The 23,888-nt window shown below is 42.5% G+C and carries 25 protein-coding genes and 2 other annotated features; of the genes, 2 read left to right on the top strand and 23 right to left on the bottom strand.

All coding sequences use genetic code 11. The features are described from left to right. Nucleotides 1–106: 106 nt before the first annotated feature. The 3 genes from nadA to nadB are packed head-to-tail and all read right to left on the bottom strand — an operon-like array spanning nucleotide 107 to nucleotide 3,619. Entirely contained in the window at nucleotides 107–1,216 is a 1,110-nt protein-coding gene (gene nadA, locus ACSBQP_RS00290) for a quinolinate synthase NadA (RefSeq protein ID WP_046527122.1), read from the bottom strand. Next, complete coding sequence (nadC, locus tag ACSBQP_RS00285; RefSeq protein ID WP_060832480.1) at nucleotides 1,203–2,066, bottom strand: carboxylating nicotinate-nucleotide diphosphorylase; 864 nt, start codon at nucleotides 2,064–2,066, stop codon at nucleotides 1,203–1,205. The genes nadA and nadC overlap by 14 nt, the downstream gene beginning before the upstream one ends. Then, nucleotides 2,048–3,619 carry an L-aspartate oxidase gene (gene nadB, locus ACSBQP_RS00280; RefSeq protein ID WP_427213899.1) on the bottom strand — a complete coding sequence of 524 codons (1,572 nt, stop codon included), beginning with the start codon at nucleotides 3,617–3,619 and terminating at the stop codon, nucleotides 2,048–2,050. The genes nadC and nadB overlap by 19 nt, the downstream gene beginning before the upstream one ends. Nucleotides 3,620–3,711: 92 nt before the next feature. Here nadB and ACSBQP_RS00275 point away from each other — a divergent pair, with 92 nt between their 5' ends. Continuing rightward, a complete protein-coding gene (locus tag ACSBQP_RS00275; protein ID WP_076822346.1) occupies nucleotides 3,712–4,860 on the top strand; it encodes an IscS subfamily cysteine desulfurase in 1,149 nt (382 codons plus the stop codon). Nucleotides 4,861–4,862: 2 nt separating this feature from the next. Further along, the gene (locus ACSBQP_RS00270) at nucleotides 4,863–5,402 is read left to right on the top strand and encodes a transcription repressor NadR (protein ID WP_017367723.1); all 540 of its coding nucleotides are present in this window, start codon (nucleotides 4,863–4,865) and stop codon (nucleotides 5,400–5,402) included. Between the two features lie 24 nt (nucleotides 5,403–5,426). Here ACSBQP_RS00270 and pheA read toward each other — a convergent pair whose 3' ends face one another. From pheA to ACSBQP_RS00170, 20 genes are all read right to left on the bottom strand, one after another. Further along, nucleotides 5,427–6,305: a prephenate dehydratase gene (pheA, locus tag ACSBQP_RS00265; protein ID WP_017367724.1), complete on the bottom strand. Its 879-nt coding sequence runs from the start codon at nucleotides 6,303–6,305 to the stop codon at nucleotides 5,427–5,429. Nucleotides 6,306–6,323: 18 nt separating this feature from the next. Then, the gene (locus tag ACSBQP_RS00260) at nucleotides 6,324–6,767 is read right to left on the bottom strand and encodes an ACT domain-containing protein (protein ID WP_008342790.1); all 444 of its coding nucleotides are present in this window, start codon (nucleotides 6,765–6,767) and stop codon (nucleotides 6,324–6,326) included. Between the two features lie 55 nt (nucleotides 6,768–6,822). After that, the gene (gene obgE, locus ACSBQP_RS00255; RefSeq protein ID WP_007501521.1) at nucleotides 6,823–8,109 is read right to left on the bottom strand and encodes a GTPase ObgE; all 1,287 of its coding nucleotides are present in this window, start codon (nucleotides 8,107–8,109) and stop codon (nucleotides 6,823–6,825) included. Between the two features lie 21 nt (nucleotides 8,110–8,130). Continuing rightward, nucleotides 8,131–8,724: a sporulation initiation phosphotransferase B gene (locus ACSBQP_RS00250; RefSeq protein WP_007501522.1), complete on the bottom strand. Its 594-nt coding sequence runs from the start codon at nucleotides 8,722–8,724 to the stop codon at nucleotides 8,131–8,133. 277 nt (nucleotides 8,725–9,001) lie between these two features. Continuing rightward, nucleotides 9,002–9,286 carry a 50S ribosomal protein L27 gene (gene rpmA, locus ACSBQP_RS00245; RefSeq protein WP_003216586.1) on the bottom strand — a complete coding sequence of 95 codons (285 nt, stop codon included), beginning with the start codon at nucleotides 9,284–9,286 and terminating at the stop codon, nucleotides 9,002–9,004. 12 nt (nucleotides 9,287–9,298) lie between these two features. Next, nucleotides 9,299–9,637 carry a ribosomal-processing cysteine protease Prp gene (locus tag ACSBQP_RS00240; RefSeq protein ID WP_007501524.1) on the bottom strand — a complete coding sequence of 113 codons (339 nt, stop codon included), beginning with the start codon at nucleotides 9,635–9,637 and terminating at the stop codon, nucleotides 9,299–9,301. Nucleotides 9,638–9,651: 14 nt separating this feature from the next. After that, nucleotides 9,652–9,960 (bottom strand): 50S ribosomal protein L21, encoded by a 309-nt coding sequence (rplU, locus tag ACSBQP_RS00235; protein ID WP_003216781.1) that lies wholly within the window; start codon nucleotides 9,958–9,960, stop codon nucleotides 9,652–9,654. Between the two features lie 12 nt (nucleotides 9,961–9,972). After that, nucleotides 9,973–10,046 (bottom strand) — a sequence feature (ribosomal protein L21 leader region). A 66-nt stretch (nucleotides 10,047–10,112) separates the two neighbouring features. Continuing rightward, entirely contained in the window at nucleotides 10,113–10,982 is an 870-nt protein-coding gene (locus ACSBQP_RS00230; protein ID WP_041506793.1) for a M50 family metallopeptidase, read from the bottom strand. Beyond that, a complete protein-coding gene (locus ACSBQP_RS00225) occupies nucleotides 10,975–11,766 on the bottom strand; it encodes a peptidoglycan DD-metalloendopeptidase family protein (RefSeq protein ID WP_435028082.1) in 792 nt (263 codons plus the stop codon). The genes ACSBQP_RS00230 and ACSBQP_RS00225 overlap by 8 nt, the downstream gene beginning before the upstream one ends. A gap of 109 nt (nucleotides 11,767–11,875) precedes the next feature. Then, on the bottom strand, nucleotides 11,876–12,679 hold the full coding sequence (minD, locus tag ACSBQP_RS00220; protein WP_017358134.1) for a septum site-determining protein MinD: 804 nt from the start codon (nucleotides 12,677–12,679) through the stop codon (nucleotides 11,876–11,878). 2 nt (nucleotides 12,680–12,681) lie between these two features. After that, nucleotides 12,682–13,365, bottom strand: a complete 684-nt coding sequence (minC, locus tag ACSBQP_RS00215; protein ID WP_007501533.1) for a septum site-determining protein MinC — start codon at nucleotides 13,363–13,365, stop codon at nucleotides 12,682–12,684. A gap of 54 nt (nucleotides 13,366–13,419) precedes the next feature. Further along, nucleotides 13,420–13,938 (bottom strand): rod shape-determining protein MreD, encoded by a 519-nt coding sequence (gene mreD / locus ACSBQP_RS00210; RefSeq protein ID WP_048002775.1) that lies wholly within the window; start codon nucleotides 13,936–13,938, stop codon nucleotides 13,420–13,422. Then, nucleotides 13,935–14,834: a rod shape-determining protein MreC gene (mreC, locus tag ACSBQP_RS00205; protein ID WP_007501536.1), complete on the bottom strand. Its 900-nt coding sequence runs from the start codon at nucleotides 14,832–14,834 to the stop codon at nucleotides 13,935–13,937. The genes mreD and mreC overlap by 4 nt, the downstream gene beginning before the upstream one ends. Nucleotides 14,835–14,861: 27 nt before the next feature. Further along, nucleotides 14,862–15,881 (bottom strand): rod shape-determining protein, encoded by a 1,020-nt coding sequence (locus ACSBQP_RS00200; protein ID WP_007501538.1) that lies wholly within the window; start codon nucleotides 15,879–15,881, stop codon nucleotides 14,862–14,864. A 90-nt stretch (nucleotides 15,882–15,971) separates the two neighbouring features. Continuing rightward, the gene (gene radC, locus ACSBQP_RS00195; protein WP_026050121.1) at nucleotides 15,972–16,646 is read right to left on the bottom strand and encodes a RadC family protein; all 675 of its coding nucleotides are present in this window, start codon (nucleotides 16,644–16,646) and stop codon (nucleotides 15,972–15,974) included. Nucleotides 16,647–16,694: 48 nt separating this feature from the next. Beyond that, nucleotides 16,695–17,264: a Maf family protein gene (locus ACSBQP_RS00190; RefSeq protein ID WP_046527127.1), complete on the bottom strand. Its 570-nt coding sequence runs from the start codon at nucleotides 17,262–17,264 to the stop codon at nucleotides 16,695–16,697. 177 nt (nucleotides 17,265–17,441) lie between these two features. Next, the gene (locus ACSBQP_RS00185; RefSeq protein WP_046527137.1) at nucleotides 17,442–18,458 is read right to left on the bottom strand and encodes an SPOR domain-containing protein; all 1,017 of its coding nucleotides are present in this window, start codon (nucleotides 18,456–18,458) and stop codon (nucleotides 17,442–17,444) included. Between the two features lie 157 nt (nucleotides 18,459–18,615). After that, nucleotides 18,616–19,347, bottom strand: a complete 732-nt coding sequence (locus tag ACSBQP_RS00180) for a prepilin peptidase (RefSeq protein ID WP_050827521.1) — start codon at nucleotides 19,345–19,347, stop codon at nucleotides 18,616–18,618. 152 nt (nucleotides 19,348–19,499) lie between these two features. Further along, nucleotides 19,500–20,801 carry a bifunctional folylpolyglutamate synthase/dihydrofolate synthase gene (locus ACSBQP_RS00175; RefSeq protein WP_050827523.1) on the bottom strand — a complete coding sequence of 434 codons (1,302 nt, stop codon included), beginning with the start codon at nucleotides 20,799–20,801 and terminating at the stop codon, nucleotides 19,500–19,502. Between the two features lie 65 nt (nucleotides 20,802–20,866). After that, a complete protein-coding gene (locus ACSBQP_RS00170; protein WP_008342812.1) occupies nucleotides 20,867–23,509 on the bottom strand; it encodes a valine--tRNA ligase in 2,643 nt (880 codons plus the stop codon). A gap of 59 nt (nucleotides 23,510–23,568) precedes the next feature. Further along, nucleotides 23,569–23,798: a binding site (T-box leader), on the bottom strand. Nucleotides 23,799–23,888: the final 90 nt, after the last annotated feature.

The following is a 23,888-nucleotide window of genomic DNA, read 5'->3' as shown; positions in this document are numbered from 1 at the left end:
GAACGTAGCGGTTATGTCAGAAGTACAATATGTTTCAACATAAATTTATGCCTATTTACAAGCCAATATGATAAAAACTTGTTTTCTGATAGGAGGGGACACTTCATTATTTAATGGTGAGCATCTTATTTAAAGCGAGCAATGCCTCTTTTGTCGTCTCTTCATTCACTTGAATCAAACCGACCGGCTCCCCTTTTTCAATGCTTTCAAGTGACCATAGTAGATGAGGCAGATCAATACGGTTCATTGTCAAACATGGACACATATCTGGATTGAGGGATTCGATTTGTTTGTCAGGGTGCTGGTCAATGATGCGTTTCACTAAATTCATTTCTGTTCCAATGGCCCACTTACTTCCTGCTGGTGCCTGCTTGATCGTATCAATAATAAATTTCGTTGAACCAGCTAGATCAGAAGCCTTTACGACTTCATGCGTACACTCTGGATGAACAAGAATCTGTATGTCACGGTCACGTTTTCTCGTTTGTTCAATATTCTCAATGGTAAATTTCTCATGAACAGAGCAATGACCTTTCCATAAAATCATTTTGATTCGATGAAGCGGTTGGTCGGTGATGAGCTTTTCTTCTATTTGATCCCAGACAGCCATTTCCTCTAGCGGAATCCCTAAATCATAGGCTGTGTTACGCCCTAAATGCTGATCAGGAAGAAAAAGAATTCGCTCTTTTTGGGTCAGCGCCCACTCCAATACTTTTTTAGCGTTTGAAGATGTGACAGTCGATCCGCCATGTTTGCCGACAAATGCTTTAATATCAGCCGTTGAGTTTACATAAGTCAGCGGAAGGATCGTATCTCCAAACAGCTCAGTGAGCTGATCCCACGCCCTGTCTGTTTGTTTCATATTCGCCATATCTGCCATTGAACAACCTGCTCTCATATCTGGCAAAAAGACGTGCTGATTCTTTTTTGATAGCATATCGGCCGTTTCTGCCATAAAATGAACCCCGCAAAATACAATGTATTCTGCTTCGTGATTGTCAGCAGCAATTTGTGCAAGCTGCAATGAATCACCTGTCACATCAGCAAATTGGATGACTTCATCTTTTTGATAATGATGACCCGGTATAAAAAGCTTTGATCCAAAGGCGCGTTTAATCTCTAATACTTTCTCTTTCATTTCATCATAAGTGCGCTGTTTATATTCATCTGGCATCATGGCTGTATGCTGTGCTGCTAACACATCAAGCATGGACATGAGTCGTTCCCCCTTTATGGCTGAATTCCATATTCATACTAAAATCGAATGATGGAGCAGAATGTGTGAGGAATCCAAGTGAAATAAGGTCTACACCTGTCCCCCGGTAGTTAGCCACATTCTCTAACGTGATGCCGCCTGATGCCTCTGTCAATATGGTTTCAGGGGTCATTTGTTTAAAGCGCTTCACTTCGTCTGGAGAGCAGTTGTCAAACATGATGACATCTGCTTTGGCTTCAATGGCTTCCATCAGCTGTGCTTCTGATTCAATTTCCACTTCAATTTTCACCATGTGACCGGCGTATGCTCTTGCTTTCTCCACAGCTTCCCTGATAGAACCACAAGCCGCAATATGATTATCTTTAATCATCACCCCATCGGATAAGCCGAAACGATGATTCTTTCCGCCTCCGACTTTTACTGCGTACTTCTCCAGCATGCGCAAACCGGGTGTCGTCTTTCTCGTATCACATATCGTAATAGATGGATCAGCTAATCGCTCTACTGCTTCATTCGTTAGTGTAGCAATCCCTGTCATTCTTTGCAGGATATTCAACACCACCCGCTCCCCTTTCAGCAAGTCGTTGACGGGGCCTGTTATTTGTGCCAGTACAGCCCCTTCATGAATCCAATCACCTTCCTGGAAAAACAGCTCAGTTTGAACTTGTTCATTCAGCAGTTTGTATCCCATATCAATGACTTGTGTCCCGGCCAATACGCCTGATTGTTTCGCCATGATGTAAGCTGTTCCTTTCTTGTCTCCAAAGATGGCATCAGCGGATACATCTCCAAACCCAATATCTTCTTTTAAAAAATGAGTGAGCATTTGCTTTAACTGTAAACGTTCCATTTGGCACCAATCCTTTCATTTTTTACGATGTAAATATGGCCCTGTTCATGTACAATCTGTTTTGCTCGCCACGAAGCATCGTGCCGATTAGGATAATCTGTGCGATAATGACCACCCCTGCTTTCTGTTCGGAGTAATGCGGATTTGACAAGGCATATGGATAAAGCCCATTGATTCGTTATTTCGATCTGTTCATTTGTGATATTCTTCACATTGATTTGCTGAAAAGAGACTTGTTCTAAATGATCGAGCAAAGTCTGTAAGCCTTTCTCATCTCTCACAATTGCGGCATATGCTGTCATCCATTTTCTGAGCTGAGCCAGTGACACCGTTGGGACAGACCATACTTCTTGAATGGAAGGAGCAAGGTTTTTATCTTGCCGGGCTTGCAACCGCTCAATATACCGTGCTGCGTTGTTTCCTAAAACGAGACCTTCTAAGAGCGAATTACTTGCCAATCGATTGGCACCGTGTAAACCTGTACAAGCTGCTTCACCAATAGCGAAGAGTGATGGAACTGTTGTTTCTCCATGTTCATTCACCTTAATTCCACCCATTAAAAAGTGCATACCGGGTGAAACTGGCAGCCTTCCGCTTGCCATATCAACTCCCGCACGCTGACACATTGAAGCAATCGCAGGAAAACGTGCAGAAAAATACGGAATATCACGGATGTTCAGATAAATGGAATGACCGAGTTGCTGCTCATGGAAAATGGTCCTTGCCACCACATCTCTAGGCGCTAAATCGCTCTGCGGGTGAATTCCTTCCATGATCCGCCTGCCTGATTCATCTTCTAAATAGGCGCCCTCTCCCCTGACTGCCTCTGATACGAGACCGATCGCTTTACCTGAAGTGGTCAAAAGGGTCGGATGGAATTGCACAAATTCGAGATCTACTAGCTGTGCCCCTGCGCGATAGGCCATCATCAGACCGTCTCCTGTCACAGACGGATCATTTGTGTTTGTTTCATATAAGGACCCACAGCCGCCAGTGGATAATACAACTGCATCTGCGGTCATTGTATGTACATGACCTTTTTCGTCTTTCCACACGACACCGGTACATACCCCTTCATGAACCAATAGATCCATGACATGATGGTTTTCATATACATGAATGTGTGAGCCGAGCTTCCCTTTCAAAAACTGCACGAGGGTTTTTCCTGTTTGATCTCCCCCTGCATGCAGAATACGATGGGTCGTATGGGCTCCCTCTTTACCTAACTGCGGAATTCCCGTTTCATCTCGATCAAATGGGCAGCCCTCTTCTACGAGCTTCTTTACAAGATCTTTTCCATGACGGACGATCTCCTGTACAGTTTTGTCATCATTGTGACCACATCCCGCAGCTAAAGTGTCTTGCACATGCTGCTCGACAGAATCATGTGCGGAAAATGCTACAGCGATTCCCCCTTGTGCGAGCATGGAATTACTAGAGGAAAATTGTTTTTTTGTCATCATGATGACTTGGCAGTTCTCTGAGATCGTATTCACAAAGGAAAGAGCCGCAATGCCCGACCCCACCACAATGACTTTTTTGATAGATGACACAATTGCCCCTCCTATCATTTACACCTGTCTTGACACATATCATTACACAACACTACAATAAATACAAGAAAAAATTTTCACACAGGAGATGGATGGATTTGATTTATTTAGATTATGCAGCTTCTACACCTGTTTCTGAGGAATCACTGCATGTATTTCAGCAGTTGAGCAAAGAATGTTACGGAAATGCGAGCAGCCTGCATGATGCAGGAGGAAGAGCAAATGAAATCTTGGCTTACAGCAGACAATCACTTGCAGCGATTCTAGGGGGCGAACCTGATAGTATTTACTTTACAAGTGGCGGAACTGAATCCAATATCCTTGCGATTCAATCGATCATAAATGGGCTACCTCCACATAAACAGCATGTCATTACCACATCAGTAGAGCACCCTTCTGTTCATCATGCGGTCAATGCCTTGCAGCGTCTCGGTGTGAAGGTGACGGTCATAGAACCGAATCAAGAAGGAATTATCACAAAGGAGATTCTCAAACAGGCTCTATTGCCTGAAACCGGACTAGTATCCATCCAGCATGCCAACTCAGAAACTGGGATTATTCAGCCATTAGCTGAATTAGCAACGCTCTTAAAAGAAAGAGACATTCTTTTTCATACAGATGCAGTGCAAACATTCGGAAAAATGCATGTGTCGATTAAAGAACTAGGGGTTGATGCCCTCTCCATTTCGAGTCATAAAGTGTATGCACCTAAGGGCGCCGGTGCTGTCTATATGGGGGCACATGTCCCTTGGAAGCCTATATATCAAGATACTGTTCAGGAAAATGGTCTACGCCCAGGGACAGTGAACGTTCCATGCATCGGTGCTTTTGTAGCCGCAAGCGAGCAAATCATGCTGAAAATAGATCAACAGCAACAGCTAGATATTCAGCTTCGTGATTATTTTCTTCAGCAGCTAAAAAAACGGAAGCTGCCTGTCCGCATGCTGCAAGAAAGTGACCAGCGCCGCACGCTCCCTCATATTATTGGTTGTTTTTTTGAAGGGTTTGAAGGACAATATGTAATGTTAGCTTGTAATCGGCAGGGAATTTGTATATCTACTGGAAGTGCCTGCGCTTCTGGTTATCATCACCCTTCCCCTGCTGTAAAGGCATTACATGTATCAGATCGTGATGCCCTTCAATTCATTCGACTATCATTTGGACGAGGATCATCAAAGGATGACATCGATCTGCTTTTGCATACATTTGAAAGCTTGCAAAAGGAGAAGAAAGGAGCATAACCGTGGAACAAGAGAGAAAACTCATTGGCGAAGAAAGAAGAAACGCCATTTTAAAGTGGCTGAAAGAGACAGATACACCACTCACCGGAAGTTTTTTAGCTAAAAAAGCCGCTGTCTCACGACAAGTCATTGTACAAGATATTTCATTACTCAAAGCAAAAAACGAACCCATTATTGCCACAAGCCAAGGCTATGTGTATATGGCGCAGCATACACCGGAAACTGAAATTGAACAGATTATCGCTTGCAAGCACGATCCTCATCGTACAGAAGAGGAGCTGACACTGATTGTAGACTACGGTGTAACGGTGAAAGACGTGATCATTGAGCACCCTGTCTACGGGGAGCTGACGGCCTCTATTCGAGTGAGTACGCGCAAACAAGTGGCGGACTTCGTTCATCATATTTCTAATACGGGCGCCTCCTACTTATCAGAGCTGACAGACGGCGTACACTTACATACCCTTACTTCATACAGCCAAAAGCAGCTTGACCAAGCCATTCAAGCGCTTGATGACGCTGGATTTCTCATTAAAGACTAAAAAAATAGTGTCCCCTGTAGGACACTATTTTTCATTCGTTAATTCATATGTTTGATAGCTGCCGAGTAGTTTCACTTCACAGCCAATCGCTTCTAATTCTTGAATGGCGCCAGGGACAAGTACATCATCCATCTCTTTTTCGATATCAATGATAAATAAATAGTGTCCAAGGCCTGTTTTTGTCGGACGCGATTCAATTTTGGACAAATTGAGATTCCGCCATGAAAAAGCTGATAACACGCGGTGCAATGCACCTGACTGATCATCCTTTGGCAGGCTGACAACAATGGTCGTTTTTGGCTTTGAAGAAAAACCAGAATTCATTGGGAACGATGCCTTCGCCTCTTTATGTAAAATAACAAAGCGTGTATGATTGTGCGGATAATCATGAATGTCTTTTTTCGCAATCGTCAATCCGTACGTTTCTGCGGCGATTTCATTCGCAATCGCACCAACAGCTTCATCTGGATGCTCACTGATGTATTTCGCTGCATAGCCTGTTGATTCCACTGGCCGATGCGGAATATCAGGGAACTGCTTCTTCAAAAATTGATGACACTGCGCAATGGCGTGCGGATGTGACTGAATCACATCTAATGTCTCCCAGCTCTCCGCTCTCGATGGATGGACAAGCAGGTGCTGGCGAATCGGTGCTGTCATTTCGCCCACAATGGACAAAGCGTCCTCATGAATTAAATAATCAATCGTTAAGTTCACAGATCCTTCGAGTGCATTTTCAAGTGGAACGACCGCCAAATCTACTTCTCCCTTTGACACGGCATCCATACATTGCGGTATGGTTGCATAAGCCCGTTGCTCTGCATCTTTTGGAAAACAAGAACAGACAGCCAAATGAGTAAATGTGGCCTCTGGTCCAAAGTAACCTACCGTTAATTGCTTCATCTGCTATGATCTCTCCTTTTACGCCCCAGAACCTAGAATTTCAACTTTTTCGACAAATTCGAGTTTTCTTAATTGATTCATGACTGTATTGATATCATCTGCCATGCCGGCCGTACTGATCGACAGGGTGACATTCGCTCTTCCTTGCAGCGGAATCGTTTGGTGAATGGATAACACATTACAGCCAGAGTCAGCCACAATTTGCAGCAGCCTAGACAAAGCCCCAGACCGATCCTCCAGGTGGAAAAACAATGTGATGATCTGCTCTTTGACCATTGTATAAAATGGAAAAACAGCATCTCGATATTTATAAAAAGCACTGCGGCTTAAATCCGCTTTTTGAACAGCATCGGCAACTGAATCCGCTTTTTTGCGATCGAGAAGCTTTTTGACTTCAAGCGTTTTTCGCATCGCATCCGGAAGTACATCCTCTCTTACTAAATAGAACGTTTCTTCTTTCACCTGTTTTCTCCCCTTTTAAAAACGGGAGAGCCCATGAACTGGACCCTCCTTTTGATCAATCGATAAATTCAAATTCAAATTCAAGCAGACGAATGATGTCTCCATCTTTTGCACCACGTTCACGCAGGGCATCATCAACGCCCATTCCGCGCAGCTGTCTAGAGAATCGTTTCACTGACTCGTCTCTTGAGAAATCTGTCATCTTAAACAGTCGCTCAAGTGCTTTACCAGTTAAGACAAACGTACCATCAGGATCTCTTGAGATCTCAAATGCTGCTTCTCCTTCATCAAACTTGTACATCACACGGTTATCAGAGAGCTCTTCTTCATTGTAGAGCGGGAATTCCGGTGTTGTTTCAAGCTGATTGGCGATTTCAAATAAGAGCTCACGAAGCCCTTCTCTTGTGATCGCACTAATTGGGAACACTTTATAGTCATCTGTTAATTTTTCTTTAAATGCCGCTAGATTGTCAGCTGCATCCGGCATGTCCATTTTGTTCGCTACAATGATTTGCGGACGCTCTGTCAATCTCATATTGTATTGCTCAAGCTCTTCGTTAATCGTCACGTAATCTTCGTATGGGTCACGCCCCTCAAGTCCAGACATATCAATGACATGGACAATGACACGTGTACGTTCAATGTGGCGTAAAAATTGATGACCTAAGCCAACACCTTCGTGCGCTCCTTCGATCAGTCCTGGCAGATCCGCCATGACAAAGCTTCGGTTATCGTCTGTTTCAACCACTCCGAGGTTTGGCACAAGCGTTGTAAAATGATAATCCGCAATTTTTGGTTTCGCAGAAGAGACAATCGAAAGCAGCGTTGACTTCCCGACACTTGGGAAACCAACAAGTCCAACATCTGCAAGTACTTTTAATTCTAAGATGACGTCACGTTCTTTACCTGGCTCACCGTTTTCAGACAGCTGTGGTGCAGGGTTTGCTGGTGTTGCGAAGCGTGAATTTCCACGTCCGCCACGTCCACCTTTGGCAATCACAGCCCGCTGTCCATGCTCTGTCAAGTCAGCTAGTACTTGTTCCGTCTCAGCATCTGTCACAACTGTACCCGGCGGAACTTTAACAATCATTTCTTCCGCATTTCGGCCATGCTGGTTTTTACTCATTCCATGCTCACCGCGGTCCGCCTTGAAATGACGCTTATAACGAAAGTCCATTAACGTTCTGAGTCCTTCGTCTACTTCAAATACTACATCTGCACCATTTCCGCCGTCGCCGCCTGCTGGCCCGCCTTTTGGCACATATTTTTCACGACGGAACGCCACCATACCGTTTCCGCCGTCACCGCCTTTAACATACACTTTAACCTGATCTACAAACATAACTTCCTCCGTTTCTCTGCATCACATATCTCGTTCTTGCCTCAAACAAAGCTCAATCATGGACTCATGATTCGTCACATGAAATTGCGTTATACTCATACATGGATAGTTTGCGTCATGAAACGCATTTAACGCATCCAAACTTGTTAATTTTCCTTTGAAATCAAAATATAAGATCACATCATTCTCTTCATGATCCGTTTGGAAAGTGACCGTTAAATGATTTTCAGTTTTTTGGCAAACTGATTGATCGAATATCGAAAACAACTCCCGTGATACCGTTAGCAGCTGCGATTCATATGCTGATAAGTCTCGGGTTTCACCAAGCACTTCATATTCTAGGGTGATAAAATGCGACTCCCAATTAAAGGTTAGAAAGTAATAGGCCAATTGGGGAATTTTTAAATTTGAGAGTTTGGATTCATGCTGTGCTTCAATGACCATTTCTTCTATTATTTCAAACACTCGGTCATATTTTTCTAATGTCAAGTTGCCTTTGATTAACTGCAATTTATTCATCCAGTCGTGTCTTGAACGACTAAGCAGATGGATCAATTCATTCGTTAATGCAACGTGAGTTAATTTTTCGTTTTGTTTACTTGGTATCTCTTCCATTATCGCACTCCCAATCGTTTGGTCTCTCTTTTAGGAGTCTTATCATCAATATGTCTCCCTGAATTATAACAGAGAAGACAGCTTAGAAAAACACTAGTTATGTGAGGAAAGGTTGTTTTTTCTGATCGTATAGGAGAAAATGAGGCAAAGTCAGCAAACATTCTTTGATATTCTATGGAGTGCATCTTCTTTTATCATCTTCGGTACCACTTGTAAAAACGTAAAAGCTCCCTAAATAGTGAAAAAAACTCCAGTCAATGACCGGAGTTTTTAGCAATTATTGTGCCGCAGGATATACGCTCACTTTTTTACGGTCACGACCGAAACGTTCGAATTTAACCGTTCCGTCGATTTTAGCGAAAAGAGTGTCGTCGCCTCCGCGTCCAACGTTTTCACCTGGATAGATTTTCGTTCCACGTTGACGATAAAGGATAGAACCACCAGTTACGAATTGACCATCAGCACGTTTAGCGCCTAAACGTTTAGACTCAGAGTCACGTCCGTTCTTTGTAGAACCTACCCCTTTTTTAGATGCGAAAAATTGAAGATCTAATCTAAGCATGAAGTTCACCTCCTATTTTTTTGTAGATATTCTCACATAATCGTGATAATCTCGTTCAATTGTTTCTAAGGAAACGACCATGCCTTCTAAAAGCAACTGGGCTTTTTCAAAGGTGACTGGATCTGTATCAGCTGGCAGTTCAAAAGAGAAATACCCGCCTTCATCTCCAATATCAAGCAGTGGATCCATTCCTGTCAGTGCAATAATTGAATTGACTGACCCGAAAACAACAGCAGATACACCTGCACAAACGAGATCCTGACCTTTTTCAGCAAACTCGGCATGTCCAGTCATTTGAAAAGACGTAATGCTTTCATCTGCTGGCGACCGAGTAATGGTTGCTTTGATCATATCACTCACACGCCTTAAGCGTTGATTTTTTCGATAACAACTTTAGTGTAAGGTTGACGATGACCTTGTTTCTTGTGGTTGTTTTTCTTCGGTTTGTACTTGAACACAGTAATTTTCTTACCGCGACCTTGTTTTTCAACTTTAGCCGTTACTGTTGCTCCAGCAACTGAAGGGTTACCCACTTTGACAGTGTCTCCGCCGACAAACAATACGTTTTCGAAAGTAACTGTTTCACCTGCTTCAGCAGCTAGTTTTTCAACATAAACAGTTTGACCTTCTTCAACTTTTACTTGTTTACCACCAGTTTCGATAATTGCGTACATCTCTGCACCTCCTAATAAACTCAGACTCGCCGAATACAGGGGGCCAATAGGCACTTTACACCTGCTCCGCGCGGTTGTAGCACGGGTGCTACATATCCATAACATTAAAAAATATATCAAATTAGACGCTGAATGTCAATGTATTTTCACCATTAGTACGGTAAAAGAAGATCTTCCATGGAAGAGGTGGTTCTTCGATCTGAAAAATAAGCATGGAGCAATTCATTTTCATCGAGCTGGCTCATTTTCACACCATTCCGTTCGATAATAATGGGATGCTTACAGCCCCTTTGGAATCGCGCCATCACTTCATATATTTTCTCCTCAGCACCCGCTCTCAGTGGAATGAGTTTCTCTACCTTTTGCTCTTTTTTACCATAATAACGTTCTAGTAAAAAACGTACCCTGATATAATGCCGCTGCCGGTGTTCCATCACAAGCGAGTAGGCTAAAAAAGTGAGCAGGATCCAGCCGTTGAATTGCAGCGGAGCAAAACAGAGCAACCCTGCTGTCAAAAGACCGAAAAAAATGAGAGAGCCTTTTATTGCAAGGGCATGTGCCTGTTGAAAAGGGTAAAAAACAGATAAGAGCAAAAAGAATAATTTCCCGCCATCAAGTGGCCAAATGGGCAAAAGGTTCACTAGAAAAATCGCTACATTATAAAAAGTAAACATCGTAAAGACGTCATATGAGATAAGTGAGGCTTCCATGAGAAGCCAGGCGACGAGCTGGAGCGGGACATGCTGAAGCGGTCCGCATAAAATGACCGCCAGCTCTTCTTTTAGCGGACGGTTCCCGTGCTCTTCTACTTCTACCGCCCCGCCAAATGGCAGTAAAAAAATCCGCCGAATCCGCCAGTGATAATAACAAGCAGCCGCTGCATGTCCAAGCTCATGGACACAGACGATAATGAGCAGACAAAGCAGCGGCTTAATTTGACCTGATAGCATGGCAAATGCCATGACTATCCAAAGGAGCGGGTGAACATGGACCTTTGTCAGCATGAGCAGCCATCTATTCAAAGGTCATCACCTGAATGGGATCAATAAACTGTTCATTTTGCTTAATGGCAAAGTAATATGTCCCCTTGCCTTGTTCATCAAGCGCAATTTGACCAATTTTTTCCCCTTTATCGACAAAATCGTATAAAGCCACATCAGCTTCTTTTAGTTGGCCGTACCAGCTGTAGCTGTTATCTGCATGCTGCACCACGACGGTGAGCCCTGTATCACTTTTCTTTTTCACTTCTACGACATAGCCTTCTTTCATACTATCGATGGCTTCAGCAGATGTTTCAACTTTCACTCCGGCACCATTTTGCGTAAAGGATTCCTGCACTTTTCCAGAGGCAGGGACAGCCAGCTCTTGATTGGCTTGTACGTCCTTTTGCCCTTCTTTTCTATCGGTTAAAAAGGAAAGTGGGTTTCCGACAGTTTTCTCAAACCACCGGTTGGCGGCGGCAAATTGGAAATCTTGTTCAAACGTTTGACTGATCATCGGCTTCAGCTGCTGAAAAGGCCCCGCCTGCCCTTTAAATGAAATAGCGGCAATCAGTACAAGAGAGGCAGAAAGTAAACATTTAAGCACAAATGTATTTGAATGAAATAACGGATGGCGAAATTTTTTCGGCTGATGAGAATTTGACTCGTAGGAAGCCGAGCCAGAATGCTTTTCTTCTTCTGTCAACATGACCCATGGTGGAATATCATCTTTCTTCTTGAAAGCTGCCTTCTTAGGGGCAGCAGCTGGCTGCTTCATTTTACGGCGCTGCGCTATTTTCTTTCGATACTCGTCCACTCTTTTCATAAGATCACCCTTTACATACAAACAGTTTGTACATTTTATGTGGCGACATCATATGATATGCAACAAAAAGACCGATTCTCATCGAATCGGTCTCATCTCAAGTAAATCATTATGCTCTTACACCGAAAAATGCTTTCAGCTTTGCAAACATCCCTTTGTTTTCTTCTTCAAAGGATTGAAGAGGAACAGATTCACCTAGTACGCGGCGAGCAATATTGCGATACGCAATGGAAACTTTATTTTTAGCATCCATGACAATCGGTTCACCATTGTTTGAAGCCTTAATGACATCATCATCATCGGCTACAATGCCGAGAAGATCAATTGATAAATGATGGACAACTTCATCCACATCCATCGAATCGCCATTTTTCGCCATGTGTGTACGAATGCGGTTCACAATCAAACGAGGCGGTTCAATATCCTCTTGTTCCAGCAAGCCGATAATTCGGTCTGCATCTCTCACAGCTGAGATTTCAGGTGTCGTGACCACAATCGCTTTGTCAGCACCTGATACAGCATTTTTAAAGCCTTGCTCAATTCCAGCAGGGCAATCAATGACAACATAATCAAAGTCTTGTTTCAATGATTGAATTAATTCTTTGATCTGCTCCGGCTCTACCGCCGTTTTATCGCTTGTTTGAGCAGCAGGTAAAAGATACAAAAGATCCTCGAACCGCTTATCCTTCACAAGCGCTTGGTGAATCTTGCATCTTCCTTCTACTACATCGACTAGATCATAAATAATGCGGTTCTCAAGCCCCATCACGACATCTAAATTCCGAAGGCCGATGTCGGTATCAACTAGACACACTTTTTTTCCTTGAATTGCTAGTGCTGTGCCTAAGTTTGCAGATGTTGTTGTTTTGCCAACGCCGCCTTTTCCTGAGGTAATCACAATAGCCTCGCCCAATTTCACATTCCTCCCTCAAGCCTTGTCAGATTAGGTCTTATATGAGCCAATTGCTGCAGGCGTTCAATGATCATATTGCCATCTATATCTAAATAAGCACATTCCATTTCATTTCCATCTTCTTTTTGATCCGGTGCACGGTTAAACACCTGTGCGATGCGAAGCTGGGTTGGAATCATATGAGATGCTGCAATCACAGCTTGCTTGTTTCCATTACATCCAGCATGCGCTACACCTTTTAACGCACCGAGCACAAAAATATTCCCCCCTGCACGAATGGTTCCGCCAGGGTTGACATCTCCTATTAATAAGAGATCCCCTTCGACATAAAGCACCTGTCCAGAGCGTACAATTTTTGCTACAGAAGTAATCTCAGCCTCTGCTTTTAAACGTCTCGCCTCTTCAGTTGACATGACGTCACTTTCAATAGAGTGAATGACAAGATGTTCATTTTCAGACACCGCTTCAGTTAAACGCGCCTCTTGATCCTCTGTTAAATATCGAAAACCAAGTTTAATATGCACATTGACTTTATGTCCTTCTCTTCCGTCTGTATATTGCTCAAGTAATAGAACCTCTCGCAAGCCAGAAAGAAGGTCTTCAAACGAACAGTCATCATTTAACTGTAATGTTAATCCGTTTTTTGTACCTTTTATTGTCACATACTGCTGTTTTTGAGTTTTCAAGATGCTCACCTCAACAACATACTCATTTCGCCGTAATTGGACAAACTCCTGCTTTTATTCGTCGATCAGTCCTTGTTTCACATTGATGAAAAAGAGCCTAAGCGGCACAACAAGTATGAGAGACGCAGCAGTATTTAAAAGAATCGTTGGAATAAAGCGTTCGATGACATACGTATTAAAAGGCATAATATTTGGTTGAATCGTCGCTTGAACACCGTACACATAAAACTCCATCACTGCAACAGCAATCACCGACAGAAAGACAACGACTAACATATTCGTTTGGAGGACTTTGAAGGCTTTTGCTAACAAATAGCAGAGCGCACCAAAGCCAAACATATGAACACCAAGAATACCTGTATACGAAATATCATATAAAAGTCCAAAGACAAATCCATAAATCACACCATATTTTTGATTCACAAAAGCTGTCATAAATACAAGTGCGAGTAAGATGAAATGAGGTGCTAAAATTTGATTGTCTGAAACAAATGGGAGCTTCACTAAATCGACAAAAATACTGTCAAATACGAAAATAAACAACATGACGAAAGCAAGAAGGACACGTTTCACGAGCCTTCCTCCTTCGTTAATTGAGATGCATCTGCCGTACTTGTGCTGCGATTCACAACAATCACACGGTCTAAATTATTGAGTTCAGCAGCTGGTTCTACATAAATAATTTTTGTCAGTCCGTAATGGTCCGGCTCAATTTCACTTACCTTCCCAATCGTCAAGCCCTGCGGGAATACGCCCCCCGCTCCAGATGTTTCAACAAGATCTCCTTTTTTGACATCCCCATCAGCATCGGATTTTAAAATGTTCATTGTCAGCATTTTTTTCTTGCTGTCATAACCGTTAATAATTCCATTGAGTTCTTCTTTGCCCTTTTTCGCAAAAATTTTCGTTGAAATTCTATTATTTTGATCTGTAGAGCTTAGCAACCTTACAGTCGACGTAAAATTGTTGAGCTTATCACTTTCAATTTTCCCAATTAACGCACCGCTCTCATTGGTGACCGCCATATCTTTTTCAACGCCTTGTTTTTTTCCTTTATCAATCATGACAAAACTATCCCAAAGGGACGGGTTTCTCGCAATGACTGTTGAAAGAATGGGCGTGTAGTCACGAATAGAGTTCACATACCCGAGCTGCTTGCGAAGCTTTTTGTTCTCATCTTCTAGTTCTTGAAGTTTCGCCTCATATTGGGTTTGTCCATCAAGTTTTTTTCGAAGACGCTCGTTTTCATCATATGTGTTTTTTAAATCTTGTACGTTCCCATAAATACCGGCAATAAATTGTGATGGTTTATGAAAGACACCTTGAAAAAAGCCTGTCGTATCCCCCACTAATTTTTCCGGCCATGAAGCACCTCTGCCGCTTTTCACTGAAAAACCAATCATGGCCACCAGTACGATGACACAGACAAGGAGCAACATTAATCTTTTATTCATAAAAAACTGCGGCATGTCTTACACCTCTTTATTTACGCCCAATTATCGATTATCTTTAGATTTTCCTTTGAACAAGTGAATATGTTCTAGTGCTTTCCCTGTTCCGATCGCCACACAGTCAAGCGGATCTTCAGCAATAATGACCGGCATTTTTGTTTCATCACTAATGACTTTGTCAAGATTACGTAGCAATGCACCGCCGCCTGTTAATACAATTCCACGGTCCATAATATCTGCTGCCAGCTCAGGTGGCGTTTTTTCAAGTGTCATTTTGACCGCATCGACAATTGTTTCCACCGTATCGCGAAGCGCTTTTGCAATTTCTTCTGCCGTAATAGAGATCGTTTTTGGCAGACCTGTTAAAAGGTCACGGCCGCGAATGTCCATCTCATCATGTACGTCAGGCTGCGCAGAACCGATTTCCATTTTAATCGCTTCTGACGTGCGATCACCAATCATAAGATTATACGTTTTACGAATGTAGCTGCTGATCGCATCATCCATTTCGTCTCCTGCAACACGGATCGATTGAGATGTCACAATACCGCCAAGTGAGATAATGGCTACTTCTGTTGTACCGCCGCCAATATCTACAACCATGCTTCCAGTTGGCTCCCATACAGGAAGGTTAGCACCAATTGCCGCAGCAAATGGCTCTTCAATAGGGTATGCGTCACGAGCACCAGCTTGTCTTGTTGCATCAATGACTGCACGCTCTTCTACTGCTGTAATACCAGATGGTACACACACCATCACGTACGGTTTACGAGCAAAAAGCCCTTTACCTTTTAATGCTTGATTAATGTAATATTTCATCATTGTTGCTGTCGTCTCGTAGTCTGCAATGACTCCGTCTTTCATTGGGCGCAGTGCCACAACATTACCAGGTGTACGACCGATCATGTTTCTAGCGTCATTTCCAACCGCCACTATAGACTTCGTATCAGTTTCCAAAGCTACGACCGAAGGTTCTCTCACAACAATGCCTTTTCCTTTAATAAAAACAAGCGTATTCGCTGTTCCAAGATCTATTCCAAGGTCTTTTGTACCAATTCCAAACATATGTATGTATCTTCCTTTCTTAAACCAAAATTCCCTTTAGGGAAAAACTCATAAACTCTATTATATCGTAAAACATTGAAAAAAAAAGTGTTACAAATACCCTTTTTCCTTCAAACTCACAAATTTTTGATCACCGATCACTAGATGATCAAGCAGCTGTATTCCAATCAGCTTCCCACATTCAAAAAGTCGCTGTGTGACTTCAATATCTTCCCTGCTGGGCGTCGGATCTCCAGATGGATGGTTGTGCACACATATAAATGAAGCGGCCGAACGTTTAAAGGCCTCTTTAAAAATTTCGCGCGGGTGAACAATCGACGAATTTAGACTTCCGATAAACACAGTATGTTTATGAAGAACTTGATTTTTGGTATTGAGATAAAGACAAACGAAATTCTCCTGCGTCAAAAATCTCATATCTTCCATCACAAAATTCGCACCATCTTCCGGCGTGCGGATCACATAACGATTGTCCGTCGTTTGATGGTGTAATCTAGTGCCGAGTTCTAAAGCAGCTAAAAGAGAGATCGCCTTCGCTTTTCCAACTCCTCGAATCTTTGACAGTTCTTCAATCGAAGCTTCCTTCACAGAACGAAGACCACCAAATGTTTGTAAAAGTCTTGCGGACACTTGAAGAACTGATTCCTTTTTTGTGCCTGTTCTCAAAAGAATCGCGACAAGTTCATGGTTTGATAAGCTGCTTGGACCATATTTGACAAATCGTTCGCGCGGCTTTTCATCATGAGGAAAATGCTTCAGCAGCATAGGGAAATGATTCAAGATCTACACTCCTTTTTTGATTCCTTCCCGTCATCAAAAAGGGGTGATACCAAATGTTTCAAGCACTCTGACTGTTTTAGCAATAGGGAGTCCTACAACGGAAAAATAATCACCGTCTATTTTTTGTACAAACAGGGCACCTTTTCCTTGAATGCCGTAGCTTCCAGCTTTATCAAGAGGCTCACCTGTTTCAATATAGCGGTCTATTTCATCTTGTGTAAGTGGCCAAAATGTCACGTCTGTCTGTTCATAAAATGTTTCTTTTCTATTCTCTGATTGAATCGTGACACCAGTCAAGACTTGATGTGTCTTACCTGACAATAATTGAAGCATTGAGGCTGCATCTTCCTTGTCTTTTGGCTTTCCAAGACAGTTGCCATCAATTGCAACAATTGTATCTGCACCAATGATCACAGCTTTGGGATGTATTTTTTGAATATCATTTGCTTTTTGTTCTGCCAACCATTGGACGTTCTCAGCAGGAGAAAGGTTTCGATTTATTTCTTCTTTTAAATCACTTGCTTGAATGTCATAAGAAAACCCTGCTAAATCAAGCAATTCTTTTCTTCTAGGTGATTGAGATGCGAGTATTAACTGGTTCATGTTTGTTCATCCTTTCAGGGTTTAGCCTAAGAAGTAAGATACCCATTCATCCTATCAAATGAACATCTTACCGACAATTGACGAAAATGCCATTTTCATGTTCCTACATCATTATGTTGGAAGCAAAAGAAAAAAACTAGTCATTTTTTGACTAGTTTGGCTGTTAAAAACATGATTTTACGTATTTAGTTGATCTAATAGCGCTTGCTGAGATTTCCAGCCATTTTCAGCAGATGGGTCATTTAAAAGCTGTACAGCTTTCAGCAAACTGCTTTTAGCTGGTGCGTCGGTTGTTTTGGCATTTTCAAGCTCAGAAATCAACTGAGTGACTTCTTTTTGATCCACATCTTCTCCTGCAATCACCTTAGAGGATAAGACAGATGCCTTCTCTATTAAACCTGTCAGTTCATCTGGCACTTGAAACGAGAGCTCTTTTCCTCCCCATGCTTCAAAATGCTGATCGATCAATTTTTTCCCAACGGCACTTGTCATGCCCTGTTCTGTGGCAAGTCCGGCAATCACATAATATCCATCATCCATTGATACCTTTTTACCTGCATATCCAGCCTCTTTTAAACTGTCAACTAAGTCATCTGCTCCTTTTTCAGAAGAAAACTTTCCAGCCTGCACCACAAAGGTTGAAAAATGACCTGATGCACTTTTTTCACCTTCATTGTCCTTTGACGTATCTGCAAGATCAGCCGGTGGCGCATCTCCCCCAGCTTTCGCCGAAGGTCCGCTTCCAGATGCTGAGACGCTGATATGATCGCCTCCTGATGGATTGGCAGACCCATCTTTACTTAAACTTAATGCAAATACACCGAGGCCTGTCCCTAGAACGACTGCAAACACAATCGTAGTCATCACTCGTTTGAAGGGACCGCGGTTTTTACTGAACTTCTGGTCAAAAGAACCTTTTTTCTTTTGATAAGGTGTGACGACCTTTGGATCCGAATGGTAAATGTGATCAGCTGCATCGTCCCATTGAAAATCTTCTTCTTTCGGTTTGGACGGTTCCTCCTCGGAAGCGGCTGTCTCCTGTTCCGACTGCCTCTTTTCCTCCCAGTTCGAAAACGTCACTTGATCCTCTTGCTGTTTTTGAGGTTGATGCTCTTCTCCATGCAGCATTTCTTCCTTGCCATTAATATTGACCTTTAACCCTTGTTTTTTTGCCTGCCTTTTTTTCACTGTCATTCCCCGCTTTCTGACATTGTTTGTAAGAAAGACCTTTCTGTCCAATGAAATAGCGCGAATGTAACCCGTCCTTCTTTCTGTTTCACACTTTAACATAGCCAATAAAAAAAAGAACAAGACTTTTGTCGGCAGGTTCAAAAAGTGTTCGCCAATTTTCTCATCCAAAAAAATCGCGAATTGGGTTTAACAAATCACCACAAAAAAGATAAAGCCAGAAAGAACAAGCGATGGCAGGAACAAAAGGAAAGGGTTCATTTGCCTTGTAAGAAAACACCTTTGCGTAAACCATTCCCGTGACAGACGAAAGAAAAAGAATGATCAGAAATGGCTTAAATCCGAAGCAAAATGCAAGCACACCAAATAGTTTGACATCCGCTCCCCCCATACTATTTGGCTTGAAATGTTCTAAACTATAAAACAAAAGAAGACAAATAAGAAGGGATGCCGCTCCTTCCCACCAAATAAAAAGCGGTTCTTGCGTGCGGTATATGACGAAAAGAGGAAAAAAGAAGAGAAAGAGCTCGTTTGGTACTCTCATATAAAAAAGATCGCTCACGACAGCAATCACGAATAAACTACATAGACTCACAAGAAAAAGGCCCTCAAAAGAGAAACCAGCATGTCTATAAACGAGTAAAAAAAGGCCGCCTGTCAACAGCTCAACCAGTGGATAAAGCAAAGAGAGCCGGGTTCCACAATGCTTACATGACCCTTTCAATACAACATAAGAAACAAGCGGGAGCATGTCGTGAAAAGAAAGCGGCTCTTTACAAGCTCCGCAGTGTGAACGAGGAAAAAGAATAGACCGCTTCATTGGAAGCCTCTCACCAACTAGGTGAAGAAATGACCCCATGACCATGCCTGTGAAAAACATAAAAAAATCGATCAAATTAGGTGACTCCTTCCGGAAATAGAATAGACCGGATTGTACCATAGCGATTCACCTTTGATCACCTTGCGAAAAAGTGAATTTCCCCCTCTCCTACATATCAAAAGAAAAAAGACGCACACTGCATAGAAGCAATTTGCGTCTTTTCCTTACTATAAAATACGACTTCGTACATCTGAGATAAAATAAAGCGAACCTGTCACCAGAATCATTGCTGCAGGATCAGCGCTTTTTTTCTGAATGAACTCAAGCACTGCACGAGGGTCTTCATCAAACGATTTTGCTTCTAAATGACTGCAAGCATAAAGCTTTTCCGCTGATTCAGCTCTTGGAAAGTCAAAGGAAACAAAATGAATCGATGAACTAATCCTTTCAAGCTTTTCGATCATTTGTTTGTAAGGTTTATCTTTTAACGCACTAAAACAAACATGAACCTGTTTACTGGAAAAATGAGCTTGTACAGTTTCGATTAAACGGTCCATTCCTTCTTCGTTATGAGCACCATCTAAATAAACAAGAGGCTGATCTTGGATCTTTTCAAATCTTCCAGCCCACACCGCTTGCCGAATTCCTTCATACACTTGCTCATCTAGCACATGGATATATCCTTCTTGCTCCAGCCATTCGATCAGTAGAACGGCAAGGGAGGCGTTCTGCCTTTGATGCGTTCCGATTAACCCTGTCTCTAGCTGCGAGTACTCCCTTTTTGGGGTAGTGAATGTGAAGCGTTCACCTGTTTCAGTCGGCTGCTGGTCCTTAAAGGTACAAGTATCATGTAACGAGATAAACGGCGCATTCTTTTCTTCTGCTTTGTGTTGAATCACAGTAAGAGCTTCCGCTTGATGAACGGCCGTGATCATCGGAATCCCAGCTTTAATAATGCCAGCTTTTTCTGCTGCAATCTGATTAAGTGTGTCGCCTAAAATGGCCATATGATCGTGACCAATCGACGTAATTGCTGTTAAGATGGGCGCAGCCACATTTGTAGAATCAAGTCTTCCGCCAAGCCCTGTTTCCAAGAGGACAAAGTCTACTTGGTGCACATGGGCAAAATAAGCAAACGCACAGGCTGTAATGATCTCAAACTCTGTTGCTGCACCAAGCTCTGTATCATCTAATTCATCAACTAAAGGCTTGATGTCGTTCACCAAACTCAGCCACTCTTCGTCCAAAATCGGCTCCCCATTAACACTAATTCGTTCATTGAACGTTAAAATAAATGGAGAGGTGAAGGTTCCAACTGAATAGCCCGCTGACTGTAAAATGGATCGAGTAAATGCAATCGTTGATCCTTTTCCATTTGTTCCAGCCACATGCACTGCTTTTATTTTTTGTTCAGGATGGTCTAGTCTGTCCATCAGCCATTTCATTCGTTCAAGTCCCGGTTTGACACCGAAAGCGAGTCTGCTATGAATCCATTCAATGGCTTCATGATAGGTTGTAAACAATGTCATCTCTCATTTCATACGAAATTTTCAAAAAAGACGACTCCATTCCGTTAGGAGCCGTCTTTTCAACATTATGCTTTCAGCTCTTCAATACGCTTTTGAACAGCTTCGCGTTTTGCGACATAATCACGTTCTTTCGCACGCTCTTCTTCTACGACGCTTTCAGGCGCTTTTTTCATAAAGCCTTCATTGCCAAGCTTTTTCTGAACTCGTTCCACTTCTTTTGTCAGTTTATCAAGCTCTTTTTGCAGACGGGCAATTTCTTCGTCTAAATTGATTAAACCTTCAAGCGGCAGAATGAGTTCTGCTCCAGAAATAACAGCCGTCATCGCTTTATCACTAGCAGGAACATCCGTGCCAATTTCAAGCACACTTGGATTCGTAAAGCGTTCAATATATGAACGGTTCTTCTCTAAACGTTCCTGTACATCAGATGTGGATGCTTTGATATATAGCTCGACTTGTTTGCTCATTGGTGTGTTCACTTCACTGCGAATGTTACGAACAGAACGAATCAGTTCAACAAGCAGCTTCATGTCAGCAGAAGCTTGTTCGTTAGAAAGTTCCGGCTTCACTTCAGGCCATGCCGCTACAGTAATGGACTCACCTTCATGAGGTAGATGCTGCCAGATTTCTTCTGTTAAGAACGGCATAAACGGATGTAGAAGTCTCATCGTTTGATCTAATACATACGCAAGGATCGAACGAGTCGTTTTCTTCGCCGCTTCATCTTCTCCATAAAGCGGAAGTTTCGCCATTTCAATGTACCAATCACAGAAATCATCCCAAATGAAGTTGTATAAATGTCTGCCCACTTCACCAAATTCATACTTATCAGCAAGCTGTGTGACACTTTCAATCGTTTCATTTAGTCGTGTTAAAATCCATTGATCAGCAACTGATTTTTCTCCTGTCAAATCAAGCTCATCGTACGTTAAACCATCCATATTCATTAAAGCAAAACGGGATGCGTTCCAAATTTTGTTCGCAAAGTTCCAAGTGGATTCAACCTTTTCAAAGCTAAAACGCAAATCTTGACCTGGAGAGCTTCCAGTCGCTAAGAAATATCTCAATGAATCCGCTCCGTACTTGTCGATGACCTCCATTGGATCAATTCCGTTGCCAAGTGACTTACTCATTTTACGCCCTTGTTCATCGCGAATAAGACCATGAATGAGGACGTCTTTAAATGGTTTTTCTCCTGTGAATTCAAGACCTTGGAAGATCATACGAGATACCCAGAAGAAGATGATGTCATAGCCTGTTACAAGCAAATTGGTTGGGTAGTAGCGCTTGAAGTCTTCACTTTCTGCATCTGGCCAGCCCATTGTAGAGAAAGGCCAAAGCGCTGAACTAAACCATGTATCAAGTACATCGTTATCTTGCTCCCAGTTTTCAATATCTTCTGGCGCATCAAGTCCCACGTATACTTCCTTCGTTTCTTTATGATACCAAGCCGGAATGCGGTGTCCCCACCATAGCTGACGAGAAATACACCAGTCACGGATATTTTCCATCCAGTGTAAATACGTCTTTTCAAATCGGTCTGGAACAAATTGAACTTGCTCATCACCTTTTTGCAGATTGATGGCTTCATCTGCGAGCGGCTGCATTTTCACAAACCATTGTGTTGATAAATATGGCTCCACTACAGCGCCACTGCGCTCACTGTGACCAACTGAATGCATGTGGTCCTCAATTTTGAACAAAATGCCTTCTTCTTGAAGATCTTTCACAAGCTGTTTACGACATTCGAAGCGGTCCATTCCTTTGTATTGAAGTGCGTTTCCATTCATTGTGCCATCTTCATTCATCACAAGAATGCGCTCTAGGTTATGACGGTTTCCAAGCTCGAAGTCATTCGGGTCATGAGCCGGCGTAATTTTTACAGCTCCTGATCCAAATTCCATATCGACATAGTCATCCCCGACGATTGGAATCTCTCGGCCTGTAATTGGTAAAACAACTGTTTTCCCAATCAAATGCTGATAGCGTTCATCTTCAGGATGTACAGCGACTGCCGTATCTCCAAGCATCGTTTCAGGTCTTGTTGTCGCAATTTCAATCGAACCTGATCCATCTGCAAGCGGATATCTCAAGTGATAAAACGCACCTTGCACATCCTTGTAGATGACTTCAATATCAGAAAGGGCCGTTTTTGTTGCTGGGTCCCAGTTAATGATGTATTCTCCGCGATAGATCAATCCTTTTTCATACAATTGAACAAACACTTGGCGGACTGCTTTATTCAAGCCTTCATCTAATGTGAAACGCTCACGCGAATAGTCTAGACCTAGACCCATTTTCGCCCACTGGCTGCGAATAAAATCGGCATACTCTTCTTTCCACTTCCACGTTTCTTCTACAAATTTTTCACGTCCGAGATCATAGCGGCTCACACCTTCTTCGCGAAGCTTTGCCTCTACCTTTGCTTGTGTTGCAATACCCGCATGGTCCATTCCTGGCAGCCATAAAACATCATAGCCCTGCATCCGTTTCATACGAGTCACGATGTCTTGAAGGGTTGAATCCCAAGCATGCCCTAAGTGTAATTTTCCTGTCACGTTTGGTGGAGGAATGACGACTGTATATGGATCTTTCGTTTTGTCATTTTGTGCTTCGAAGAATTTCCCTTCAAGCCAGTACGTATAGCGGTCTTTTTCAATCGCATTTGGATCGTACTTTGTTGGCATTTCTTGATTATTTGTTTCCATTTGTGTTACCTCCACATTTTTTCGGCTGATGAAACATAAAAAAAGCCTTCTCATCCTTATAAAAGGACGAAAAAGCTTTTTCGCGGTACCACCTTTTTTCACGAAACACTTAGACGTGTCCCGTACTCTCTAAAGGATAACGGGGATCTCCCGAATTTCTCTACTACATGTTTCAAGAAATTAAGCTCACAGGCGACCTTCCAAACAAGTGCATCCTAGAAAACCTTTCAGCTATTGGTTTCCCTCTCTTTAGGGTCTTGCTCGTACTCTTCCTGATCCACGCTTACGATATATCACGTTCATCAGCTTATACTCATCTTTTATTAATATTACTAAATGCCTTTTGTTTTCGTCAATCATCTTTTCCGCTTTTCTTCTT

The organism is Bacillus sp. G402 (genome assembly GCF_051172515.1).
In the GTDB taxonomy this organism is placed as follows: Bacteria; Bacillota; Bacilli; order Bacillales; family Bacillaceae; genus Bacillus; species Bacillus altitudinis.
This window is presented reverse-complemented; position numbering and strand designations above follow the sequence as displayed.

Bases quoted from the DNA above. Each gene is read 5' to 3' on its own strand.
- ACSBQP_RS00175 (WP_050827523.1), bottom strand. From the start codon at position 20,801: ATGACATTGTTTACAACCTATCATGAAGCCATTGAATGGATTCATAGC.
- obgE (WP_007501521.1), bottom strand. From the start codon at position 8,109: ATGTTTGTAGATCAGGTTAAAGTGTATGTTAAAGGCGGTGACGGCGGA.
- pheA (WP_017367724.1), bottom strand. From the start codon at position 6,305: ATGAAGCAATTAACGGTAGGTTACTTTGGACCAGAGGCCACATTTACT.
- mreC (WP_007501536.1), bottom strand. From the start codon at position 14,834: ATGCCGCAGTTTTTTATGAATAAAAGATTAATGTTGCTCCTTGTCTGT.
- radC (WP_026050121.1), bottom strand. From the start codon at position 16,646: ATGCTGCTGAAGCATTTTCCTCATGATGAAAAGCCGCGCGAACGATTT.
- ACSBQP_RS00250 (WP_007501522.1), bottom strand. From the start codon at position 8,724: ATGGAAGAGATACCAAGTAAACAAAACGAAAAATTAACTCACGTTGCA.
- rplU (WP_003216781.1), bottom strand. From the start codon at position 9,960: ATGTACGCAATTATCGAAACTGGTGGTAAACAAGTAAAAGTTGAAGAA.
- nadA (WP_046527122.1), bottom strand. From the start codon at position 1,216: ATGTCCATGCTTGATGTGTTAGCAGCACAGCATACAGCCATGATGCCA.
- ACSBQP_RS00275 (WP_076822346.1), top strand. From the start codon at position 3,712: ATGGATTTGATTTATTTAGATTATGCAGCTTCTACACCTGTTTCTGAG.
- ACSBQP_RS00170 (WP_008342812.1), bottom strand. From the start codon at position 23,509: ATGGAAACAAATAATCAAGAAATGCCAACAAAGTACGATCCAAATGCG.
- rpmA (WP_003216586.1), bottom strand. From the start codon at position 9,286: ATGCTTAGATTAGATCTTCAATTTTTCGCATCTAAAAAAGGGGTAGGT.
- ACSBQP_RS00190 (WP_046527127.1), bottom strand. From the start codon at position 17,264: ATGAACCAGTTAATACTCGCATCTCAATCACCTAGAAGAAAAGAATTG.
- ACSBQP_RS00200 (WP_007501538.1), bottom strand. From the start codon at position 15,881: ATGTTTGGAATTGGTACAAAAGACCTTGGAATAGATCTTGGAACAGCG.
- ACSBQP_RS00185 (WP_046527137.1), bottom strand. From the start codon at position 18,458: ATGACAGTGAAAAAAAGGCAGGCAAAAAAACAAGGGTTAAAGGTCAAT.
- ACSBQP_RS00225 (WP_435028082.1), bottom strand. From the start codon at position 11,766: ATGAAAAGAGTGGACGAGTATCGAAAGAAAATAGCGCAGCGCCGTAAA.
- nadC (WP_060832480.1), bottom strand. From the start codon at position 2,066: ATGGAACGTTTACAGTTAAAGCAAATGCTCACTCATTTTTTAAAAGAA.
- ACSBQP_RS00240 (WP_007501524.1), bottom strand. From the start codon at position 9,637: ATGATCAAAGCAACCATTACTCGGTCGCCAGCAGATGAAAGCATTACG.